Raw genomic sequence first — 22,480 nt, 5'->3', positions numbered from 1 at the left:
GGCCGGCTACGACCGCAAGAAGATGGGCATCACCGCCAAGGGAGCCTGGGAAGCGGTCAAGCGGCATTTCCGCGAGATGAACCGCGACATCCAGACCTCGCCCTTCACCGTCGTCGGCGTCGGCGACATGTCGGGCGACGTGTTCGGCAACGGCATGCTGTTGTCGCCGCAGACGCGGCTGATCGCGGCCTTCGACCATCGCGACATCTTCATCGATCCGGATCCGGACGTGGCGGCGTCGATGGCCGAGCGGGAACGCATGTTCGCGCTGCCGCGCTCCTCATGGCAGGACTACGACAAGTCGAAACTGTCGGAAGGCGGCGTCATCGTCTCGCGCAACCAGAAGTCGATCACGCTGCCGCCCGCCGCCGCGGCCGCGATCGGGCTCGGCAAGACCACCGCGACGCCGGTCGAGATCATGAACGCCATCCTCAAGGCGGCTGTCGACCTTCTGTGGTTCGGGGGCATCGGCACCTATCTGAGGGCATCGAACGAGACCAATGCCGACGTCGGCGACCGCGCCAACGACGCCATCCGCGTCACCGCGCTCGATGTGCGCGCCAAAGTCATCGGCGAGGGCGCCAATCTCGGCGTCACGCAGCGGGCGCGCATCGAATTCGGCATGAATGGCGGGCGCTGCAATTCCGACGCCATCGACAACTCGGCCGGCGTCAACTGCTCCGACGTCGAGGTCAACATCAAGATCGCGCTGGCGTCGGCCATGCGCAAGGGCGCGCTGGCCCGGCCGGCGCGCAACAAACTGCTCTCGGAGATGACCGGCGAAGTGGGCGGGCTGGTGCTGTCAAACAATTACCAGCAGACGCTGGCGCTCTCGATCGCGCGCAAGCGCGGGCTGGCCGACATCGCGCATCAGAGCCGCTTCATGACGGCGCTGGAGGCGCGCGGCCTGCTCAACCGCGCCGTCGAGACGCTGCCGTCACCGGCGGCGCTTGCCGAGCGCGAGGCGCGCGGCGAGCCGCTGACCAGGGCCGAGCTCGGCGTGCTGCTCGCCTATGCCAAGATCGTGCTGTTCTCCGACATCGTCGCCAGCGACGTGCCCGACGATCCGCATTTCGAGCGCGATCTGCTTGGCTATTTCCCGGAGCGGATGGCGAAGAAATACGCTGCCGAGATCGACGGCCACCGGCTGCGCCGCGAGATCATCGCCCGCGTGGTCGCCAACGACCTCGTCAATCGCGGCGGTCCGTCCTTCGTAAACCGGCTGCAGGAGGCCACCGGGCGCACGGCCGCCGATGTGGTGCGCACCTTCGCCGTGGTGCGCGACGGCTTCGCGCTGCCGGCGCTCTACAAGGAAATCGACGCGCTCGACAACCAGATCGACGGCCAGGTGCAGCTTGATCTCTACCAGGCGGTTAGCCGGCTTATCTTCATGACCAGCGGCTGGTATCTGAAGAACCATGCCGGCACGGCGCCGCTCGGCCAGCGCATCGCCGAATTGCAGGAGGCGCGCAAGGCGCTGGAGCCGAAGCTCGCCTCGCTGCTGCCGGCCTACTCGCGCGAGCGGATCGAGGAGCGGCGGCACAGCCTGTTCAAGGGCGGGGCGCCGGAACGGCTGGCCGGGCAGCTGGCGTTGGCCGATCTGGCCGAGCTGATCCCCGACATCGCGCTGACAGCGCGCACCGCCAATGCCGATATCGTCGCCGCCGCAAGGGCCTTCTTCGCCGTCAGCGACGCCTTCCGCATCCCGCGCGTCGAGGAGGCGGCGCGGGCGATCTCGCCGCCGGATTACTATGACCAGCTGGCGCTTTCGCGCGCCACCGACACGATCGGCGCGGCACGGCGCGGCATCGCGGTGGCGGCGCTGACCGCCCACGCCAAGGCGGCGGATCCGGTGGCGGCCTGGCTGGAAGCCGGTGGTGAACGGGTCGCGCGCATCCGCGAGCGGCTGCAAGCGCTGACAGAGGGCGGCGACATCACCGTGTCACGGCTGTCCGTGGCATCCGGGCTGATGAGCGACCTGACGGGGATGTAGGCTGAGCGAGATCGAGGATCCGGTTCGGCCCGAGGAGGGTCCTGCCCCTGTTGTGAGCGAAAACATCTATGACGCGCAATTCGTCAAAGGTGTCTTCGACCGCTGCTCCGGTCAATACATTGCCTTCAGCTGGGTGTGCTCGTTCGGCTTCACCGAGCGTTGGCGCCGGCAATGCGTCGAACTGATGCCTGCGCCAGAAACACGGCAACCGAAGGGCTACGACCTGATGGCCGGCACCGGCGAGGTATGGCCGCATCTGCTCAAGCGCTTTCCGGATATCGCCGAGATCACGGCCGTCGATATCTCGTCCGGCATGCATCTGCGCGCCATGGAGCGTTTGCATACACACAGGGCCCACAAGATCGCCTTCATCGAAGACGATGTGCTGGCCAGCGATTTGCCCGACGCAGACGCCGATTTCATCGTCTCCACCTTCGGATTGAAGACCTTCAACAGCGAGCAGCATGCGAAGCTCGCCAGGCTGGTCGCGCGCTGCCTCAGGCCCGGCGGCGTCTTTTGCATGATCGAAGCATCCGATCCAAAAGGCTGGTGGTTGAGGCCGCTCTATCTGTTCCACCTGAAGGTTGTGTTGCCGCTTGTCGAAAGGACCTTGCTCAACGGCGCGCAGGATTTCTCGATGATCGGCACCTACTCGACCAATTTCGGCGACGCTTCCGCCGTGGCGGAAATGTTGAGGGCCGAGGGGCTCGAGGTCGAGTTCAAGCGCTTCTTCTTCGGCTGCGCGACAGCCGTCGCGGGCAGGAAGCCGGCCGCATTTGCACCGTCATGAAAAACATGCAGACATGGCGCCCGACGCGGGGCGGGCCGAGGGAATCAGCATGGCGGCAATAGAGACAGTGCAGCGGGCGTCGGGGCGCGGCATCTGGGGCTGGATGTTCTTCGACTGGGCAGCGCAGCCGTTCTTCACCGTCGTCACCACCTTCATCTTCGGGCCTTACTTCGCCTCGCGCATGGTCAGCGATCCGGTGATGGGCCAGGCCGCCTGGGCCTGGGGCATCGCCGCCGCGGGACTGGTCATCGCCGTGCTGTCGCCGATACTGGGCTCGATCGCCGACCAGACCGGGCCGCGCAAGCCGTGGATCGCTAGCTTCGCCGCAATCAAGATCACCAGCCTGACGCTGCTGTGGCTCGCCGCCCCCGGCTCGAACGTCTTCCTGATCGTGGCCCTGTTCTCGCTGGCCTCGGTGGCGGCAGAGTTCTCCACTGTTTTCAATGATTCGATGATGCCGCGTCTGGTGCCGAAGAGCGAGATCGGCCGCGTCTCCAATATCGCCTGGGGGCTGGGCTATCTCGGCGGCATGATCGCGTTGATCTTCGTCATCCTGTTCATGGCCGGCAATCCCGAAACCGGCAAGACGATCATCGGCCTCGACCCGATCCTCGGGCTTGACCCGAAGCTTGGCGAGGACGCCCGCGCCACGGGGCCGATGTCGGCCGGCTGGTATTTCCTGTTCATCCTGCCGATGTTCTTCTTCACCCCCGATGCCGCCAAAGGCATCCCGATCGGACCGGCCGTGCGCCAGGGTCTGTCCGAGCTGAAGTCGACCCTGGCCGAGGCGCGCAAGCGCGTCGGCATCTTCCGCTTCCTCGTCGCCCGCATGATCTATCAGGACGGCGTCAATGCGCTGCTGACGCAGGGCGGCGTGTTCGCGGCGGCGATGTTCGGCTGGTCGATCACCGAGATCGGCATCTTCGGCATCATCCTCAATGTCGTCGCCATCTTCGGTTGCTGGATCGCCGCCCGCCTCGACACCGCGCTCGGTTCCAAGGCGGTGGTGATGATCGCGCTGGTGATGCTGACAGTGGCCACCGCCGGCATCGTCTCGACAGGCCCGGGTTTCACACTGCTCGGCCTGATCCAACTGTCCACCGTCGATTCCGGCGGCCTGTTCGGCACCGCGGCCGAGAAGGCCTACATCCTCTACGGGTTGTTGATCGGGCTTGCCTTCGGACCGGTGCAGGCCTCGTCGCGCTCCTACATGGCGCGCAGCGTCACCGCCGCCGAATCCGGCCGCTATTTCGGCATCTACGCCCTGTCCGGGCGGGCGACCAGCTTCCTGGCGCCGTTCCTGCTGGCGACGATCAGCTGGGCCACCGACTCGGCCCGGCTCGGCATGGCGGTCATCATCCTGTTCCTCGGCATCGGCATAGCGATCCTGATCAGGACGCCATATCCGGCGGACCAGCCGGTGGAATGAGAGACATTCGATAATTCTACTCCGCTGGCCGCCTGACGCGGTTTTCTGCGCGTCCGGTGCTCACGGACTTGAATGTCCGCTCCGCTCCGGTTCTCGAAAACCACGCCATCCGACTCAGCGGAGCGAATTCTCAAACGTCTCTCAGCCGGGAGCTAGTGCCGGAAATGCCTGACGCCCGTGAACACCATGGCGATGCCGTGCGCGTCGGCGGCGGCGATCACGTCGTCGTCGCGCATCGAGCCGCCCGGCTGGATGACGGCGGTGGCGCCGGCTTCGATCGCCGACAGCAGGCCGTCGGCGAAAGGGAAGAACGCGTCTGAAGCGACCACGGAACCCTTGGTCAACGGCTCCGCGAGCCCCGCGGCTTCCGCCGCGTCGAGCGCCTTGCGGGCGGCGATGCGCGAGGAATCGACGCGGCTCATCTGGCCGGCGCCGATGCCGACCGTGGCGCCGTCCCTGACATAGACGATGGCGTTTGACTTTACATGCTTGGCGACGCGGAAGGCGAACTTCAGGTCGGCCATCTCGGCCGGCGTCGGTGCCCGCGTGGTCACCACCTTCAGTTCGAGATCGTCGACCACCGCATTGTCGCGGCCCTGGACGAGCAGTCCGCCGGCGACCGATTTCGCTAAAGTGCCGGCGGCGCGCGGATCGGGCAAGCCGCCGGTGACCAGAAGGCGCAGGTTCTTCTTGGCGGCGACGATCGCGGTCGCCTGCTCGGAAGCGTCGGGCGCGATGATGACCTCGGTGAAGGTCTTGACGATTTCCTCGGCCGCTTCGGCGTCGAGGGTGCGGTTCATGGCGACGATGCCGCCGAAAGCCGAGACCGGATCGCAGGCGAGCGCCTTGGCGTAGGCCGCCTTCAGCGAGGTCCCTTCGGCGACGCCGCAGGGATTGGCGTGCTTGATGATGGCGACGGCCGCGGCGCGGGCCGGATCGAACTCGCCGACCAGCTCGAAGGCGGCGTCGGTGTCGTTGATGTTGTTGTAGGAGAGCTGCTTGCCCTGCAGCTGGCGCGCCGTGGCGACACCCGGCCGCTTGTCGCCGTTGGGGTAGAAGCCGGCGGTCTGGTGCGGGTTCTCGCCGTAGCGCATCACCTGATCGAGATGGCCGCCGAAGGCGCGCCAGGTCGGATGCTCGATGTCCAGCGCTTCGGCGAACCAGCCGGAGATCGCCGCGTCGTAGCTGGCGGTGCGGGCGAAGGCCTTGGCCGCCAGCTTCTTGCGGAAATCAAGCGACAGCGAGCCGATGTTCATGTCCAGCGCGTTGAGCACCGCGGCATAGTCCTCGGGATCGGTGACGATGGCGACATAGGCGTGGTTCTTGGCCGAGGCGCGGATCATCGCCGGTCCGCCGATGTCGATGTTCTCGACGATCGAGGCGTAGCCGGCGCCGGAGCGGCGCACCTCCTCGAACGGATAGAGGTTGCAGACGACGAGGTCGATCGGCTCGATGTGATGGTCGTGCATCGCCTTGGCATGCTCGGGATCGTCGCGCACGCCGAGCAGCGCGCCATGCACCGAGGGGTGCAGCGTCTTGACGCGGCCGTCCATGATCTCGGGAAAGCCCGTCAGTTCGGAGACGTCGCGCACCGCCATGCCGGCATCGGCGATCGCTTTCGCGGTGCCGCCGGTCGAGACCAGCTCGACGCCGGCGGCGGCGAGCGCCCTGGCGAAGTCGATCAGGCCGGTCTTGTCGAAGACGGACAGCAGCGCGCGGCGCACGGGAACCAGGTCGGGCGCGGGAATGTTCTTGGCGGCGACGGCCATGGGCTGGCGGCCTTTCAAGGCTGGATTGGAAGAAGCCCGCGCCGTAGCATATGAGGTCAGGAAATCAAGCGCCGTGCGGTTGGCATCGCACGCCGTTGCGCGCCGTCAACTGTTTTCCGGGTAGCCGGCGATGGTCGTGCGCGTCAGCTGCCAGTGGACCTCCGATAGCTCAGAGGCCTTGAAGGCAACCACGATCTGGCGGCTGCGGCGCGGGCCGCCGAGCCCGGCGAAATAGATCGATTCCTCCACCTCGGGCACCACCTCGGTGCAGGTGAACACCCAGGTGTCGCCCTGGTCGGCGGCGAGCACCAGCCGGTCATGCTCGTCCTGCAGCAGGTTGATGTCGGGGTGGACGTGGAAGCGGACGGTGACGAAGTCGCGGCCATTGTTGCGGATCGCGGCTCTCCCGGGGCGCAGGAAGCGGTCCCGGCCCGCCAGCACATTGCCATTGGTCGACATCGTCAGTTCGCGCTCGTGCAGAAAGCCGAAGCGCTGCGCATAGCCATCGTGACGGGCAAGGAAACCCTGGCTGCCCTTCTGATCGGTGCGCTTGCAGGGCACATGCTGCGGGCCGCCGATCAAGGGCGAGCCGAGCAGGTCGTTGACGCGCAGCGAGTGGCTGAAGCGCGCCGAGGACGTGTCGTTGATGGTGGCGGTCGAATGCGCCGCGGTGGCGCGGGCCAGCGGCCGGAACTCGGCGGCGCCATAGGTGTCGATGCCGGCATTGACGATGTAGTGCTGGCGGCCGGAGGACATCTCGAAGGCGAGGCAGCCGGCATGCGCGGCGTTGGAGACGTCGACCGGCGGCGGCAGGCCGGTATCGGCTATGACGGTGACGCCGCCCATCGACAGCCGTTCATAGCCGGAATGCGGCGCGTGCAGCAGCGGCGCGCCGACGGTGTCGTCGTGGCGCAGGATGGTGGCGATGCGGTCATGAATGGTCGCGCCCATGCCGTTGAAGCGGGCGAGGCTGCCGTCCTGATGGCGAAAGAAGCGCAATGCCGGCAGCATGCGGTCGATGGCGCCCATCAAGGCCGGCGGCGGCGTCTCGGCCTGGTTGGCATAGGTCTGGCGCAGCGGCAAAAGGTCAGCAAGAAGCTCGAGCACCGTCATCGGGTTGCGCGAGATATGGCCGCCGTCGGGAAGGATCTGGCGGTCGAGCTCCTCGGCGAGGTTGCGGGTGGCGCCGCGCAACGCCGATGCCGGCGCCGGCAGCGACAGAGCGGCGAAGGCGAGCGCGATACGGGCGCGCAGCCTGTCCTTGCCTTCGGGCATCGCCCGCGCCATCGAGCGGAGATAGCGGATCTGCACGGCCAGCGATTTGAGGAAGGCGCGGTAAAAGGGGAATTCGGCGCCCTGCAGCACGACGGAGGAATGCTGCAGCCAGGCAATCACCCGCTTTGCGGTGGTGCCGGGCTCCCAGGCGATGCCGGAAATCTGGTTGCCGTGGATGGCGATCCAGTCGGAGACAAGGGCGCGGGCATTGGCGGCGGCAAGCTCGGTGCCGGCCGCGCGCATATGGCGCAGCCAGCGAAAGCCGTGCAACGTCTTTTGCCAGCCGCGATTGGGCACCTCGATCTGGAAGGGGGACTTGCCGCCGGTCTCGACGAGATGCCCGGACAGCGGATAGCGGCCATAGTAGATCTCAAGCGCGATCTGCGGATCGGCGAGTCTCAGGTCCGGCGGCGCGATCAGGACGCGTTCGGGCGTGCGGCCGGAATAGCGCCAGCGGTAGACTGGACCAGCGCGCAAACGCCGGCGCGTCTTGCGCCAGAACTCCTTCGCGACGAGCGTCCATAGACGCGTCGTGTTTCCGGCAACAAGTGCCAAAGCCCCTCCTGATGTCCCTGCCCAAGCACAAGCTTATATGATTCAAGAACTTATGCGAAGGCGCATTTCGCGGAAGTGAGGCCGTGCACGCAATCCGGACACGGCCCTCCCTGAAAAAGTCGGTTCATCTCGCCGATTGACGCGTCGTTTCTCGGCGCTCACTTCCGCCTGTGGCGGCCGCGGAACTCGCTTGGGGAGCAATTTTCGCGATCCCGGAACAGCCGGGAAAAATAAAACGCGTCGTGGAAACCAACCGCGGCTGCGATTGATTCGATGGGTGAATCCGAGGCGGCCAGCATTTGCTTGGCAAGATCGAGCCGGATGCGCAGTTGAAATGCCTTGGGCGACATGCCGGTGAGCCGCGCGGCCTTGCGGCGCAGCGTCGCCGGCGAGACGCCGAATTCCGCGGCGAAGGCGTCGAGGTCGATTTGCCCGACCGCGCGATTGCGCAATTCGTCGATCACATGCTGGAAGTCGGCCGCGCCCTGGCGATCTGGCTCCCGGCCGCTCCAGCCCGCCGCTTGCCGGGCGGCCCGCACGACGATCTGGTGCATGGTCGCGGCGGCTTCCGACCGGCTGAGCACGCTATCCTGCGACAGTTCGGCATGCAGCCTGTCAAACAGGCGCTGCATCTCGCCAAGATCCCGCAAGGGGACCACCGGCGCCGCGTCGATCATCAGCCGCTGCCGCGTGAAATCGCGCGTCAGGGCGCCTTCGAAGAGCGCCCAGCGCTCAAGCCATCCCGATCCGTCCGGCCCATAGGAATGCGTCCTGCCTGGGAACAGCCAGAACAGGGACGGCGCCTCGATCGCCTGCTTGCCGCCGGCCCTGGTTTCAAGCCAGCCGCGCCCTTCCTCCACCAGCACCAGGGCAAAATCGGGCAGGCTGCGCCTGGTGATTGCCTGCGTGACGCGATGGCGGCCGACCCCGGTCACCGACAGGCCGCCCGCGGCCGCCGGCGGCGATCTGTACAGCGCAAAATGTCGATCGAGCATGAGCGAAAAGTCCAGCTCTGCTGTTCCGTCCATGGCCGCAATGCCATGTTCGAGGCACATACACGGGAGCTGATAACCGTCGAGGATGATTGAAATGTCAAGATCGGCCGGCATCGTCCTACCGGTTGCGCTCACGGCCAACGGCAAGGCGCTGTCGACGGCGCCGAACCGGTTGGGGTATCTGATGCCCACCGATGCTTGCGCCGGGATCGAGGCCATCCGCGAACTCTTCGGCAGGCAAGGTTATGTCTGGCTGAAGGGCTTGCTGCCGCGCGGCGATGTGATCGATTTCCGCGGCTGGGTGCTGTCGCATCTGGCCGAGAGCGGTCTGCTGATGCCCGGGCACGACCCTTCGCTCGGCATCGCGGCCGTCGGCGCGTTCGACCGCCAGCTCGCCGATCGCCGTCTGATGTCGCTGGTCCGCTCGACCGCCTATGAGGGGTTTTGCGCGCAGCCGCTGATGGCGCGCCTCATGGATGCGTTCGTGGGTGGGGTGTCCTATCTCCACAAGCGCAAGATCATGCGCTTCACCCAGCCCGGCACGTCCGTCGCCACGCCGGCGCATTACGACCTCGTCTATCTGCGTGGCGGCAGCAGCCGCGTGGTCACCGCCTGGATCCCGATTGGCGACATCCCGGTCGACATGGGCGGGCTCGTCTATCTCGAAGGCTCGCACGTCGTCGGCGCCGCCATGGAGGCGCAGTTCATGAAGGACAATGCCGGGCTCAGCGCCGAGGAGCGCATCAGCGCCTACAATCGCAATATGGGCGAGGGCGGCTGGGTGTCGAAGGACCTGCCCGATATGGCGGAACGGTTCGATACGCGCTGGCTGATGGCGGACTACGAGGCGGGTGATGTCGTTCTTCACTCGCCCTACATGATCCATGCCTCGACGACCAACCAAAGCCTGACCGGGCGGATCCGGCTCTCCACCGATATCCGCTATCAGAACGTCGATGACGAGATCGATGCCCGGTGGGGCAAGCATCGGTCGCTAGACGACATGCTCTAAAGGCGGACCGATATTCAGGTGAGGCCAGCCTGCAAATGGCGGCTTCCTGCCGGTGCTCGCTTACTTCAAGCACGCTCCGCTCCGGTTCTCGGAAGCCACCATTTTCGTCCCCGCCCTGACCTGAATCTCAGCCCGCCTTTGGCGCTAGGCCACTCGCCGCATACGGGCGGCGAAGAAGCCGTCCAAACCGGACAGTCCGGGCGATTCGTGCGGTAGATCGGCTGGTGTGGTGCGCAGCGTGCCGTGCGGCGTCAGGAACGGATCGATGCCGGCGATCTCGCCGGGGTGGATGGGATCGTCGGCGACATCGGCGGTATCGGCGAGGAAAGCGCGGTAAAGCTCCTCGCCTTCGAGCGGGTCGAGCGAACAGTTGGAGAAGACGATGCGCCCGCCGGGCCTGACCAGGCCGACGGCGCGGTCGAGCAGCTTGCGCTGCAGCGCGGCGAGCTTTTCGACATCGGCCATGGTCTTGGTCCACGGCACGTCGGGATGCCGCCTGACCGTGCCGGTCGAGGAGCAGGGCGCGTCGAGAAGAACGGCGTCGAACGGCTCCGCCGGCCGGTAGTCGAGCAGGTCCGTCTGCACGAGCTCAGCGGCCAGGCCGAGGCGTTCGAGATTTTGCGCCAGCCGCGTCAGCCGGTTCTTCGAGGTGTCGACGGCGGTCACGCGCGCGCCGGCAAGGATGAGCTGCGCCGTCTTGCCGCCGGGGGCAGCGCAGAGGTCGGCGACGCGCAGGCCATTGATGTCGCCGAACAGGCGGGCGGGAAGGCCGGCGGCGGCGTCCTGCACCCACCAGGCGCCATCGGCGAAGCCGGGCAGTTCGGGGACGGAGGCACTGAGCCTTTCCACCCGCACCGTGCCGGTCGGCAGGACGATGCCGCCGAGCCGCTCGGCCCAGACCACCGGATCGGACTTGACCGAGAAATCGACCGGCGCCTCGTGGCGATGCGCGGCAAGGATTGCCATCGCTTTGTCCGCGCCGTAGGCGGCCCTCAGCCGGCCGGAAAACCAGGTCGGCGCCTCCTCGATGGCGGCCAGCGCGGGAGCGAGTTCGGCGTCCTTGGCCCGCGCCAGAGTGCGCAGCACGCCGTTGACGAGGCCGGAAAAGCGTAGCGTGCGCGGATCGGACTTGGCATGGGTGACGGCAAGGTCGACGGCGGCGCTGTCGGGAATGTCGAGGAACAGGATCTGCGCCGCCGCCACATGCAATATGTGCGACAGCGCGGTGGCGTTCTGCGGCAGCGGCTTTTCCAGCCGGCGGGAAAGCAGCCCGGCGATCGTCATCCGGTGGCGCAGCGCGGTGACCAGTATGGCGCGCACCAGCGCCCGGTCGCGCATGTCGAGCGCCCGGTATTGCGGGTGGCCGTTCTCGTGGTCGGTCAGGCCGTCGAGCGGCGTGCGCGCGTCGATGACAGCGGCAAGCAAGCGCGCCGCCGCCTTGCGCGCGGCGAGGCCCGCGACTGCCTCGGTCCTGTCGTCACGATCGCCTGGGGTGCGCTGCCGGCGTTTGGCGCCGCTCACGACCACGGACCCTTGGGCCCGGTCGGGTTGCGGCCCCAAGGATTGGGCCTAGGCCTGGCGGGTTGCGCCGGCTGCTCCGGCCGCGCGGCCTGGTCCCATGGACCTGGCGTCCGCTCGTCATCCGCCGGATCGGATGTCGGCGCCTGCCGTGGCGCCTGCGCTGGGCGGCCGCCCATCTCGCGCGCCATCTCCTGCAGGGCGGCGATGCGGTTGTCGGTGTTGGGATGGGTGGAGAACAGACTGTCCATGCGCTCGCCGTGCAGGGGATTGATGATGAAGAGGTGCGCCGTCGCCGGATTGCGCTCGGCATCCGGGTTGCGGATGCGTTCGGCGCCGCGGGCGATCTTGTCAAGGGCAGATGCCAGCCAGAGCGGATTTCCGCAGATTTCGGCACCGCGCCGGTCGGCCTCGTATTCGCGGGTGCGGCTCACCGCCATCTGCACGATCATGGCGGCGAAGGGCGCAACCAGCATCGCCACCAGCACGCCGACGAAGCCGAACGGGTTGTTGTTGTCGCGGTTGCCGCCGAAGAAGAAAGCGAAGTTGCCGAGCATCGAGATGGCGCCGGCCAGCGTCGCGACGATGGTCATGGTCAACGTGTCGCGGTGCTGGACATGGGCGAGCTCGTGCGCCATCACCGCCGCCACTTCCTCATGCGAGAGCTGTTCCAGAAGCCCGGTGGAGGCGGCCACCGCGGCATTCTCGGGATTGCGGCCGGTGGCGAAGGCGTTCGGCTGCGGATTGTCGATCAGATAGGTCTTGGGCATCGGCAGGCCGGCCTGCTTGGCCAACGCCTCGACGATGGCGTAGAACTCGGGCGCGTTCTTCGCATCGACCTCGACGGCGCGATTCATCGACAGCACCATCTTGTCGGCGTTCCAGTAGCTGAACAGATTCATGCCGGCGGCGATCAGCAGCGCGATCACCATGCCGCCGGAGCCGCCGATCAGGAAGCCGACGCCCATGAACAGCGCCGTCATCGCGGCAAGAAGCATGGCGGTGCGAAGGGTGTTCATCGTCTAGATCCGTCCGTGATGGCGAAAGGGGTCGATCCTTGCGAGTTCATGGCTATATGATGGGAGACACCTGCCCCTGTTTCAATGCGCCAGGACTATCGCATGACCGACCAGACCAGCAAAGTCGATGCCGCGGCGGCGAGCGACGCGCCACAAAAGACCCTGACGCCGGCGGCCAGCCGCGCGCTGGCGGAGGCTGAGGCGAGGCGCCGGAAATATCGCGAAAAGGAAGCCGCGATGCCCAAGGAAATCGGCGGCCGCGGCGGCAAGGAACCCGGCCGCTACGGCGACTGGGAGGTGAAGGGTCTCACCAGCGACTTTTAGCGGGTGCGCCGATATTCAGGTGAGGCCGGCCTGCGAACGCTGGCTTCCTACGCTTCCGGTGCTCACGTACTTCAAGTACGCTCCGCTCCGGTTCTCGGAAACCACCCTTCTCGACTCGGCCTGACCTGAACCTCGACGCCCCCTAGGCCGCGGCCCGAGACGGTGCCAACTCAATCCCACCCCGATCATCGACGGTAATGCCAAGCCCGTCGTACGAAGCGATCGATGCGTGCGGCGTCGCGAGCGGGTGCGTGTGCGTGGCGCTGATCACCATCACCGTGGCACCCGCCGCTTCCGCCGCCGCGATGCCGGCCGGCGCGTCTTCGAAGATCAGGCAGTCGCGCGCATCGACGCCGAGCTTTTCGGCCGCCAGCCGGAAGCAATCGGGCGCCGGCTTGCCGCGTGTCACATCCTCCGCCGCGACGATCACGGCGGGAACCGGAATGCCGGCCGCCTCCATGCGCAGCAGCGCCAGTTCGCGCGGCGCCGAGGTGGCGATCGCCCAGCGCTCCGGCGGCAGCGAGCTCAGAAACGCCACCGCGCCGGCGATCGGCACGATGCCTTCGAGATCGGCCGCTTCGGCTTTCAGCAACGTGTCGGCCTCGAGCACCGGATCGATGCCCGGAAGCATCAGTCCGGCGATGGTCTCGACAGCCCGCTTGCCGTGGATCGTCGGTAGGAAGGCCGCCACGTCGAGGCCCTGGCGCTCAGCCCAGTCAGTCCACACCCTTTCGGCCGCGGCAATGGAATTGATCACCGTGCCGTCCATATCGAACAGGAAGGCCGCGAATTTTCTGCCTGCAAACATCTAAAATCCTGGAGGTCGTTTTCGGGAGGGACTAAGCTGCGATCGACCGTAGCCTCATGGCCGGCCCGTGGAAAGGCGCAAGGCTGCCTTTTGACACGCCGGAGCGGTGCAAACCGCTCCAATATCTGTTTTGCGCAATTCCGTACGGAAGACCACTACGCACTGTTCCTGAAAGCGTTCCAAGCGGAACCATGGCAGGCCTGCCGCGTTTGAAAGACTGTCTTCCAGAATGACCGCAGGGGGTAATCGTGATGCTGATACGGCTCGGCTACGAAATCGCCATTGAATGCACCGGAGCCACGCCGATCATCTCACTGCTCGACATTCACAGCGAGCGCCAGCCCGACATCAAGCGGCAGACGCGCGTGCTGACATCTCCTTCGGTGCCGACCAGGGTCTACCACGACCGCCACGGCAACAGCTGTCGTCGCTTCACCGCGCCCGCTGGCGGCTTTCGCATCCTCTACGACGCGGTCGTCGAGGACAGCGGCGAGCCGGACGAGGTCAACACGCTGGCCGGGGAAACGCCGGTGGCGGAACTGCCCGACGACGCGCTGGTCTATCTGCTCGGCAGCCGCTACTGCGAGACCGATCATCTCAGCGATCTCGCCTGGCAGCTGTTCGGGAACCTGCCGCCGGGCTGGGCACGGGCGCAGGCGATCGTCGATTATGTCCACAGCCGCCTGTCGTTCGGCTACGGCTATGCGCGCGCCACCCGCACGGCGGCGCAGGCGCATGAGGAGCGCGTCGGCGTCTGCCGCGACTTCGCGCATCTGGCGATCACGCTCTGCCGCGCCATGAACATCCCGGCCCGCTATGTGAACGGTTATCTCGGCGACATCGGCGTGCCTGTCGATCCGGCGCCGATGGATTTCTCGGCCTGGATCGAAGTCTTCCTCGATGGCAAATGGTACGCGTTCGATCCCCGCCACAACATTCCGAGGATCGGTCGCATCGTTATCGCGCGCGGCCGCGACGCCACCGACGTGCCGCTGCTGCACAGTTTCGGCCCACACCGGCTCACCCTGTTCAAGGTCTGGACCTATGAGCAGGAACGCAATCTGTTCAGTCCGCCCCATCACGGTCTCGACAGGACGGCCAGCGCGCGCATGCTGGCGTAGAGCAATTCCAGGAAAAGTCTGACACTGTTTCCATCAGGAATTGCGTCAAAACAAGAGACAGGGTGGTCAGCGTTTTCATGAAACGATGAACAACCCTGGTCGTCCCCCGCGACTGCCTGATCGCCCAAACGCCATGATCCGCTTCGGCACAGCGCGCCTGTGCCGGACTGGGACCGCGTTTCGCGGCTCGGCGGCGCGAAGGCCGTTCATGGTAAGCGCTTCCTAAACGACGGCACGCCTGCGGCTTTTTGTTTACCGGCCGTTCACCTTGTGCCGCTTCGAACAAGCAAAAACAAGAGCTTGACCAGAAGACGCCGGATTCCATCCGGCGTGACGGCCCAACCGGCCGGAATCCTGCACCGCATCCGTCAGACGGCTTCGAGGCCGATAGCGAATGGAGGCGGAAGATGCGGCGTTTTGCAGGTCTTGTTCAGGGCGGCTTTGCCAGGGATCGCGGCGGAAACTTCGCCATCCTGTTCGGCTTTGCCGCGTCGGTGCTGGCGCTCGGCGTCGGCTTCGGCGTCAACATCACCCAGCTCTACAATGCCCAATCGAGCCTGCAGGGCGTGGTCGACGCAGCGGTCACCTCGACGGCGCGGGATCTTACCACCGGCGTCATCAAGGAAGCCGATGCGAACAAGTCGGTGCAGGCGTTTCTCGACGCCAACAGCGCGGCCGGCATCCTGGAGGCCGATCAGATCGTCCTCGACAGGCTGACGGTCGACAAGACCGCAAAGACCGTCCGGGCGGACGTGCATGTCGATGTCGCCTTCTACTTCCCGCTGTTTAGCATGGGCGACACCAAGCGCGTCGCGGTCTCCACCACGGCGCTCTATTCCGACAAGACAATCGAGGTGGCGATGATGCTCGACGTCACCGGTTCGATGGCTCCCGACAAGCGCGCCAAGACCAACAAGATCGGCGACCTGCAGGCCGCCGCTTCGGACGCCGTCAGCGATCTGCTCGGCCAGAACCGCGACCCCAGCAATCCGCGTGTGCGCGTATCGATCGTCCCCTATGCCGAGGCCGTCAACACAGGCGGCCTGGCCGGCACCGTGTTCGTCGAGACGACGAATGGCCCGAAGGTTCCGCCGCCGATCGATGCGCCTGTCTCGGCTTCGGCGACGTCGGCGCCGGACAAATGCGCGACCGAGCGCAAGGACAAGGACGGCTATGCCGACTATTCCTCCGACGGACCCTACACGCTGCGTCTCGACAACAAGGGCAAGACCTACCAGGCCAAGGTCAACCGCGACTACCGCATGAAAGTATGCCCTTCGGCGGCCCTCGTTCCGCTGACGGCCGATGAAGGAAAGCTGCTCACCGCCATCGATCATTTCAGCGCCGCGGGCGTCACGGCCGGCGGGATCGCCGCGCAGTGGGGCTACTACATGCTCTCCCCGGCGTGGCGCTCCGCCATCGCCGATGCCGGCCTCGGCGCCGGTCCCGCCAATTTCGACAGCAGGAAGGTGGCCAAGATCGCCATCCTGATGACGGACGGCCAGTTCAACACCGCTTTCGCCGGAGCACGCGGCGCGCCCAAAGCACAGGACGCCGGCCAGATGTCGCGCGGCAACGCCGAAAGCATCTGCTCCAACATGAAGCGCGACGGCATCGAGATCTTCACCATCGGCTTCGATCTCAACGATCCGTCGATGACGACGACGGAGCGCAACCAGGCAAAGACCTTGCTCAAGGATTGCGCCACGGCGGATACGTCGTCGCTCAAGCACTATTATGAGGCGGCGAACGGTCCGGAACTGGCCGAAGCCTTCGGCAAGATCACCAAGAATATCGAGAAGCTCACAATCAATCGCTGAGGCGTTCCCCGGCGAGCCTGCGCAACTCCCATATACGGAAAAGGCCGCCGCTTCTTGACGAAGCCGGCGGCCTTCCGTGTTTCCGTCCATGGCGCGGTCTCTGGCGGTGATGCCATCGCATCACCTGCCGCGCTTCTCGCGCCTTAACGGGAAGACTGCTTCCCGAAAGTGCAATCCGCTGAGGCCACGTTCTGGAAAACGAAATCACTCGACATCGGATCACCTCCTTTCGATCTGTTGAACACACCTTCATGATGGGGTGCGTTGCAGCAAAAGACAAGGGGCAGACGAAAACGGTGCGCGGCGCCTTGGTCAGACGAAGCGCATCGGCGCGCCGATCTCGACCCGCGCCGGCCGGTCGACGGTGCAGTAGACGCCGAGATTGTGGGCGTTGTGGCGCACCAGATTGCGCAGGATGCCGGGATCGCTGTCGAAACCGTCCTGGGCGATGATGGTGAAGCCGCAGCGCCGGCACGGCTCCGAGACGGTCAGCAGCAGGTCGCCGACGGCCAGCTTGCGGCCGATCCATTCGGTTTCGGGAAACGAGCCCTCGACCGGTTCCATGTCGACGACGATGTTCGGGCGGAAGCGGCGTGGGTCGGCCGCCCCTTCCGGATGCAGCGCCTTCAGCCGCGCCAGCGAGGCGGTGGTCAGCAGATGGATCGGCGCCTTGGCGTAGCGCGCCTCGGTCAGCGGGCCGGCATAGGAGGGCGCGGCGTTTTCCTGGCCGAACGGCCGGATCGAGGCTTCGAAGCCGAGGAAGGCCGACACGGCGCGGTCGCTTTCGGCCCCGGGCGCCGCTAGCCAGCCGCCGCCGGGGACGGCGACTTCCAGCTCGCGGGCCTTCGACAGCCGGGTGCGGATCAACGGCACCTTGTGCCATTTCGCCTCCCGGTCCGGCCGTGCGATCTCACCATTTGTCGCATCGACGAGGCCGAACAGGCGGTCGCCGGCGACGGTGCGGCTCCCGACCTCGATCGCGTCCTGGCGCTCACCGGCGAGCGAGCTTGCCGGATAGCGCCAGAGCTGGCTGACCGTGCCCAGGGCCGCGGCGTCGGCCATCAGCTCTTCTTGTTCTGCCGGTTGGCGACGAGGTCGTCGACGACGGCCGGATCGGCCAGCGTCGAGGTGTCGCCGAGCGCGCCGAAATCGTCCTCGGCGATCTTGCGCAGGATGCGGCGCATGATCTTGCCCGAGCGGGTCTTCGGCAGGCCCGGCGCGAACTGGAGCTTGTCGGGCGTGGCGATGGCGCCGATCTCCTTGCGGACATGGTCGACCAATTCCTTGCGCAGGCCGTCGCTCGGCGTCTCGCCGGCCATCAGCGTGACATAGCAGTAGATGCCCTGGCCCTTGATATCGTGCGGATAGCCGACGACCGCGGCCTCGGAGACCTTGTCATGGCTGACCAGCGCCGATTCGACCTCGGCGGTGCCCATGCGGTGGCCGGAGACGTTGAGGACGTCGTCGACGCGGCCGGTGATCCAGTAATAGCCGTCGGCGTCGCGGCGGCAGCCGTCGCCGGTGAAGTACTTGCCCTTGTAGGTCGAGAAATAGGTCTGCACGAAACGGTCGTGGTCGCCATAGACGGTGCGCATCTGGCCGGGCCAGGAATCGGTGATGCAGAGATTGCCGTCGGCGGCGCCCTCGAGCACCTTGCCGTCGCCGTCGACCAGTTGCGGCTGGACGCCGAAGAAGGGCCGCGTCGCCGAGCCGGCCTTGAGGTTGGTCGCGCCGGGCAGCGGCGTGATCAGGATGCCGCCGGTCTCGGTCTGCCACCAGGTGTCGACGATCGGCACCTTGCCGTTGCCGACGACGTTGAAATACCACTCCCAGGCTTCCGGATTGATCGGCTCGCCGACCGAGCCCAGCACGCGCAACGACTTGCGCGAGGTCTTCGTCACATGGCTGTCGCCGGCGCCCATCAGCGCGCGCAGCGCCGTCGGCGCGGTGTAGAAGATGTTGACCTTGTGCTTGTCGATGACTTCCCAGAAGCGCGACTGCGAGGGGTAGTTCGGCACGCCCTCGAACATCAGCGTGGTGGCGCCGTTGGCGAGAGGGCCGTAGACGATGTAGCTGTGGCCGGTGACCCAGCCGACATCGGCTGTGCACCAGTAGATGTCGCCGTCGTGGTAGTCGAAGACATATTGGTGCGTCATCGAGGCGTAGACGAGATAGCCGGCGGTGGTGTGCAACACGCCCTTCGGCTTGCCGGTCGAGCCGGAGGTGTAGAGGATGAACAGCGGATCCTCGGCCTTCATCCTCTCCGGCTTGCAGTCGGCCTTAACGGTGGCGGCTTCCTCGTGGTACCAGACGTCGCGCCCCGGCGCCCAGCCGACCTTGCCGCCGGTGCGGCGCACCACCACCACCTTGTCGACCGCGGTGCCGGCCCTAGCGGCGATCTCGATCGCCTTGTCGGTGTTTTCCTTCAACGGCACATGCTTGCCGCCGCGCAGGCCCTCGTCGGCGGTGATGACGATGGTCGACTTGCAGTCGTCGATGCGGCCGGCCAGCGCGTCCGGCGAGAAGCCGCCGAAGACGACCGAATGGATGGCGCCGATCCGCGTGCAGGCCAGCATCGCATAGGCTGCTTCCGGGATCATCGGCATGTAGATGGTGACGCGGTCGCCCTTCTTGACGCCGTGCTTCTTCAGCACATTGGCGAAGCGGCAGACATGCACGTAGAGCTCGTTGTAGGTGACCTTCCTGTCGTCATAGGGATTGTCGCCTTCCCAGATGATGGCGGTCTGGTCGCCGCGCTTCTTCAGGTGGCGGTCGATGCAGTTCCAGGACACGTTGGTCTCGCCGTCCTCGAACCATTTGATCGAGACCTTGCCGTCGAAGGAGGTGTTCTTGACCTTGCTGAAAGGCTTGAACCAGTCGATGCGCTTGCCGTGCTTGCCCCAGAACTTGTCCGGGCTCTTGATGCTGTCGGCGTACCATTTGAGATAGGTATCGTTGTCGATCAGCGCGTTCTTCTTCCACGCCGGCTGCACCCGATGGACGTGAACCTCGGACATTCTTCGCTTTCCTCCCGGACTGTTCCGCCGGCTTGAAGCGCCGGCGGCGACGCGGCGACGCGGCCGCGAATTCGGGCGCATTATTAACAGTTCCGCGCCGACGGCAATATTAGACGTTGGATTCGCGCGGCGGGATGACGCAGGGGCATCGCACCGCCCTGTCAGCACTCTCCGCCCATCGCTGCTAACTGCATGTTTTGGCGAAGGAAAAGGCCGATACGATCAGAAAAAATCAATAGACAGTTAAGCAACTGAGCGCAGAATCCGACATTGGGAGGAAAGGAGATCGTCGCAGGGGGCTGCAATGTATGATCATTCCGAAATCGATCTGATGCTCAAGGGGTATGGGCTGACCACGGCCAAGATTCTCTATCATTTCCCCGACCATCCGCATCTCTTGCAGAGCTACATCTGGCAGGACTACGACATCGCGCCGAAGTTTCCGGTGCTGATCCGCTTCATCGAGTTCTGGAAGGCCAAGCTCGACGGGCCGCTGCATTCGGTGACCTACACGCACCAGACGCTGATCGCGCCGAACGAGTGGCGCAAGGTGGATGGAGAGTTCGTGCTGCATTGAGGCTAATCTCCCCCCTTGAGGGGGAGATGGCCGCAAAGCGGCCAGAGGCGGTCGTCTCACATAGAGCGCGACGCCCTTGCGGAATCGTGAAGATCAAGTCGGCGCTTCACGCGCGGCGACCCCTCTGTCGCCTTTGGCGACATCTCCCCCTCGAGGGGGGAGACTAGGCGGCGCCAGCCCTCACACCGCCGGCGGATTGAGCCGGGCGAAACCTTCCTGCCGGCGATAGGGGAAGTACGGGTAAGGCGCTGTGACTTCGCTTGCCGTGTCGAGCTTCTTCATCTGCTCCAGCGTCAACGCCCAGCCGACGGCGCCGAGGTTCTGGCGCAACTGCTCCTCGTTGCGGGCGCCGATGATGACGGAGGAGACGGTCGGCCGCTGCAGGAGCCAGTTGATGGCGATCTGCGGCACGGTCCTGCCGGTCTCGGCGGCGACAGCCTCAAGCGCATCGACAACCTTGTAGAGATGCTCGTCCTCGACCGGCGGGCCGAAGCTCGCCGTGTCGTGCAGCCGGCTCCTTTCCGGCAGGGGCTGCCCGCGGCGGATCTTGCCGGTCAGCCGGCCCCAGCCGAGCGGGCTCCACACCAGCGCCCCGACGCCCTGGTCGAGGCCGAGCGGCATCAGCTCCCATTCATAGTCGCGGCCGAGAAGCGAATAGTAGACCTGATGCGCGGCGTAGCGCGCATAGCCGTGCTGCTCCGCCAGACCGAGCGACTTCATCACCTGCCAACCGGAAAAATTGGAGACGCCGACATAGCGCAGCTTGCCGGCGCGCACGAGGTCGTCCAGCGTCGACAGCACCTCCTCAATCGGCGTGCCGGCATCGAAGGCGTGCAATTGCAAGAGGTCGATATAGTCGGTGCCGAGACGCCTGAGCCCGTCCTCCACCGCCTTGATCAGACGCGAGCGCGAGGAGCCGTAGTCGGCTGGCCCGTCGCCCATCGGCAGCGATGTCTTGGTCGAGATCAGCACGGCGTCGCGGCGGCCCTTGATCGCCGCGCCCAGCACCTCTTCCGAAGCGCCGTTCGAATAGACATCGGCGGTGTCGAAGAGGTTGACGCCGGCCTCGAGGCAGATGTCGACCAGCCGGCGCGCCTCCTGCGCATCGCTGTTGCCCCAGGCGCCGAACAGCGGGCCGGAGCCGCCAAAGGTGCCGGCCCCGAACGAGAGCGCCGGAACCTTCAGGCCCGAGGCGCCAAGACGTCGATAGTCCATTTTTTGCTCCTGTGGTGTCGAAGGGGTTGTCGGGTTGTTACGAGCGGGCGGATGCCGGCTCGCCTAATGTCGTGGTGCGATCGAGGCGCAGCGCCAGTGCCGTGACGCCGAGTGCCGAAAGCGGCAGCAGGGCGGCAACCCAGGTCACTGCGCCGAGGCCCGGACCGTGGGAGATGACCGCGCCGCCCAGCCAGGCGCCGGCCGCATTGCCGAGGTTGAAGGCGGCGATGTTGAAGGAGGAGGCGAGGCTCTGCCCGGCGCCTTCGGCCTTTTCCAGCACCCACATCTGCAGCGGCGCCACGGTGGCGAAGGCAGCGGCGCCGAGCAGGCCGACAAACATGACCGCCAGCACCTGGCTCTGCAGGGCGAACGTCATCAGGCCAAGTACCAGCGCCAGCACGATCAAGCTGCCAAGCACGGACGGTACCAGCCAGCGGTCGGCGGCCTTGCCGCCGACCAGGTTGCCGGCGATGAGGCCGCCGCCGAAGACCAGCAGGATCGGCGACACCGCCGCTTCCGGAAAGCCGCTGATTTCGGTCAGCATCGGAGCGATGTAGGTGAAGACGGCAAAGACGCCGGCATAGCCAAGCACGGTGGTGGCGAAGCCGAGCAGGACGGGTGCGCGGCCGAGCACCGCGAGATCGGCGCGCAGATTGCTCTTCTGGGGCTCTGGCTGGTCGCGCGGCACCAGGGCCAAGATGACCGCGAAGGCCGCGATGCCAACCAGCGTCACCGCCCAGAAGGTGGCGCGCCAGCCGAAGGCCTGGCCGAGCCAGGTGCCGAAGGGAACGCCGAGGATATTGGCGACGGTCAGCCCGGTGAACATCAGCGCGATCGCCGAGGCTTTCCTGTTGGGCGCGACCAGCCCGGTTGCCACGACCGAGCCGACGCCGAAGAAGGTGCCGTGGGCAAAGGCGGTGAGCACGCGGGCGCCCATGAGCGTCCAGTAATCGGGAGCGAGCGCGCAGGCCAGATTTCAGCGCCAGGAGCACGGTCTTGCGCGGCCAGCGGCCGGTGGCGATGGTGAGCAGCGGCGCGCCGATAACGACGCCCAGCGCATAGCCGGAGATCAGCTGGCCGGCGGCCGAGATCGAGACTCCAAGATCGCCGCTGACCTCGAGCAGCAGGCCCATGATGACGAATTCGGTGACGCCGATGCCAAAGGCGCCGGCGGCAAGGGCATAGAGAGCAAGAGGCATGGCGATCTTCCCGTTGGTGGTGCCGGGACGCACTTCCCCGCGTC

At 66.1% G+C, this 22,480-nt stretch carries 17 protein-coding genes and 1 pseudogene; 8 read left to right on the top strand and 10 right to left on the bottom strand.

Annotated features, from left to right (window positions below; all coding sequences use genetic code 11):
* The 3 genes from EN780_RS02400 to EN780_RS02390 all read left to right on the top strand — a co-directional run.
* Nucleotides 1-1,993, top strand: a 1,993-nt coding sequence (locus EN780_RS02400; protein WP_189556336.1) for an NAD-glutamate dehydrogenase domain-containing protein, incomplete at its 5' end; no start/stop codon positions are given.
* A 52-nt stretch (nt 1,994-2,045) separates the two neighbouring features.
* A complete protein-coding gene (locus tag EN780_RS02395; RefSeq protein ID WP_127284806.1) occupies nt 2,046-2,783 on the top strand; it encodes a class I SAM-dependent methyltransferase in 738 nt (245 codons plus the stop codon).
* 13 nt (nt 2,784-2,796) lie between these two features.
* Complete coding sequence (locus EN780_RS02390; protein ID WP_189556334.1) at nt 2,797-4,212, top strand: MFS transporter; 1,416 nt, start codon at nt 2,797-2,799, stop codon at nt 4,210-4,212.
* Between the two features lie 152 nt (nt 4,213-4,364).
* Here the strand turns inward: EN780_RS02390 and purH are convergent, their stop codons facing one another.
* The 3 genes from purH to EN780_RS02375 all read right to left on the bottom strand — a co-directional run bounded on the left by purH (nt 4,365) and on the right by EN780_RS02375 (nt 8,806).
* A complete protein-coding gene (purH, locus tag EN780_RS02385; protein WP_128271871.1) occupies nt 4,365-5,981 on the bottom strand; it encodes a bifunctional phosphoribosylaminoimidazolecarboxamide formyltransferase/IMP cyclohydrolase in 1,617 nt (538 codons plus the stop codon).
* A 105-nt stretch (nt 5,982-6,086) separates the two neighbouring features.
* Complete coding sequence (locus EN780_RS02380; protein WP_128271869.1) at nt 6,087-7,811, bottom strand: heparinase II/III family protein; 1,725 nt, start codon at nt 7,809-7,811, stop codon at nt 6,087-6,089.
* 158 nt (nt 7,812-7,969) lie between these two features.
* Nucleotides 7,970-8,806: an AraC family transcriptional regulator gene (locus EN780_RS02375; protein ID WP_128271867.1), complete on the bottom strand. Its 837-nt coding sequence runs from the start codon at nt 8,804-8,806 to the stop codon at nt 7,970-7,972.
* Between the two features lie 94 nt (nt 8,807-8,900).
* Here EN780_RS02375 and EN780_RS02370 point away from each other — a divergent pair, with 94 nt between their 5' ends.
* A complete protein-coding gene (locus EN780_RS02370; RefSeq protein ID WP_128271865.1) occupies nt 8,901-9,818 on the top strand; it encodes a phytanoyl-CoA dioxygenase family protein in 918 nt (305 codons plus the stop codon).
* Between the two features lie 144 nt (nt 9,819-9,962).
* On the opposite strand, the gene EN780_RS02360 is transcribed toward EN780_RS02370, so the two are convergent.
* On the bottom strand, nt 9,963-11,339 hold the full coding sequence (locus EN780_RS02360) for an RsmB/NOP family class I SAM-dependent RNA methyltransferase (protein WP_245493236.1): 1,377 nt from the start codon (nt 11,337-11,339) through the stop codon (nt 9,963-9,965).
* Nucleotides 11,336-12,355: a zinc metalloprotease HtpX gene (gene htpX / locus EN780_RS02355; protein ID WP_127286786.1), complete on the bottom strand. Its 1,020-nt coding sequence runs from the start codon at nt 12,353-12,355 to the stop codon at nt 11,336-11,338. Before htpX ends, EN780_RS02360 begins: the two co-directional genes overlap by 4 nt.
* Before the next feature lie 102 nt (nt 12,356-12,457).
* Between htpX and EN780_RS02350 the strand changes: the two genes are divergently transcribed.
* Nucleotides 12,458-12,679, top strand: a complete 222-nt coding sequence (locus EN780_RS02350) for a DUF1674 domain-containing protein (protein WP_127286787.1) — start codon at nt 12,458-12,460, stop codon at nt 12,677-12,679.
* Between the two features lie 142 nt (nt 12,680-12,821).
* Here the strand turns inward: EN780_RS02350 and EN780_RS02345 are convergent, their stop codons facing one another.
* A complete protein-coding gene (locus tag EN780_RS02345; RefSeq protein WP_127286788.1) occupies nt 12,822-13,487 on the bottom strand; it encodes an HAD-IA family hydrolase in 666 nt (221 codons plus the stop codon).
* A 251-nt stretch (nt 13,488-13,738) separates the two neighbouring features.
* Here EN780_RS02345 and EN780_RS02340 point away from each other — a divergent pair, with 251 nt between their 5' ends.
* Complete coding sequence (locus EN780_RS02340) at nt 13,739-14,608, top strand: transglutaminase family protein (RefSeq protein ID WP_127310069.1); 870 nt, start codon at nt 13,739-13,741, stop codon at nt 14,606-14,608.
* Between the two features lie 407 nt (nt 14,609-15,015).
* Nucleotides 15,016-16,428: a pilus assembly protein gene (locus EN780_RS02335; protein ID WP_127283038.1), complete on the top strand. Its 1,413-nt coding sequence runs from the start codon at nt 15,016-15,018 to the stop codon at nt 16,426-16,428.
* Nucleotides 16,429-16,740: 312 nt separating this feature from the next.
* Here the strand turns inward: EN780_RS02335 and EN780_RS02330 are convergent, their stop codons facing one another.
* Together EN780_RS02330 and acs are read right to left on the bottom strand one after the other, a co-directional pair.
* Entirely contained in the window at nt 16,741-17,490 is a 750-nt protein-coding gene (locus tag EN780_RS02330) for an MOSC domain-containing protein (protein ID WP_127283039.1), read from the bottom strand.
* Complete coding sequence (gene acs / locus EN780_RS02325; RefSeq protein ID WP_127283040.1) at nt 17,490-19,445, bottom strand: acetate--CoA ligase; 1,956 nt, start codon at nt 19,443-19,445, stop codon at nt 17,490-17,492. Before acs ends, EN780_RS02330 begins: the two co-directional genes overlap by 1 nt.
* Before the next feature lie 304 nt (nt 19,446-19,749).
* On the opposite strand from acs, the gene EN780_RS02320 reads away from it, so the two are divergent.
* The gene (locus tag EN780_RS02320; RefSeq protein ID WP_127283041.1) at nt 19,750-20,022 is read left to right on the top strand and encodes an aspartate-semialdehyde dehydrogenase; all 273 of its coding nucleotides are present in this window, start codon (nt 19,750-19,752) and stop codon (nt 20,020-20,022) included.
* 180 nt (nt 20,023-20,202) lie between these two features.
* On the opposite strand, the gene EN780_RS02315 is transcribed toward EN780_RS02320, so the two are convergent.
* On the bottom strand, nt 20,203-21,237 hold the full coding sequence (locus EN780_RS02315) for an aldo/keto reductase (RefSeq protein ID WP_128271864.1): 1,035 nt from the start codon (nt 21,235-21,237) through the stop codon (nt 20,203-20,205).
* A gap of 37 nt (nt 21,238-21,274) precedes the next feature.
* A pseudogene (locus EN780_RS02310) lies at nt 21,275-22,436 on the bottom strand (MFS transporter).
* Nucleotides 22,437-22,480 lie beyond the last annotated feature (44 nt).

The sequence above is a fragment of the Mesorhizobium sp. M4B.F.Ca.ET.089.01.1.1 genome (assembly GCF_004022605.1).
GTDB lineage: Bacteria > Pseudomonadota > Alphaproteobacteria > Rhizobiales > Rhizobiaceae > Mesorhizobium > Mesorhizobium abyssinicae.
Note: the sequence above shows the minus strand (reverse complement) of the source record. Positions and strands in the feature narration are given on the sequence as shown.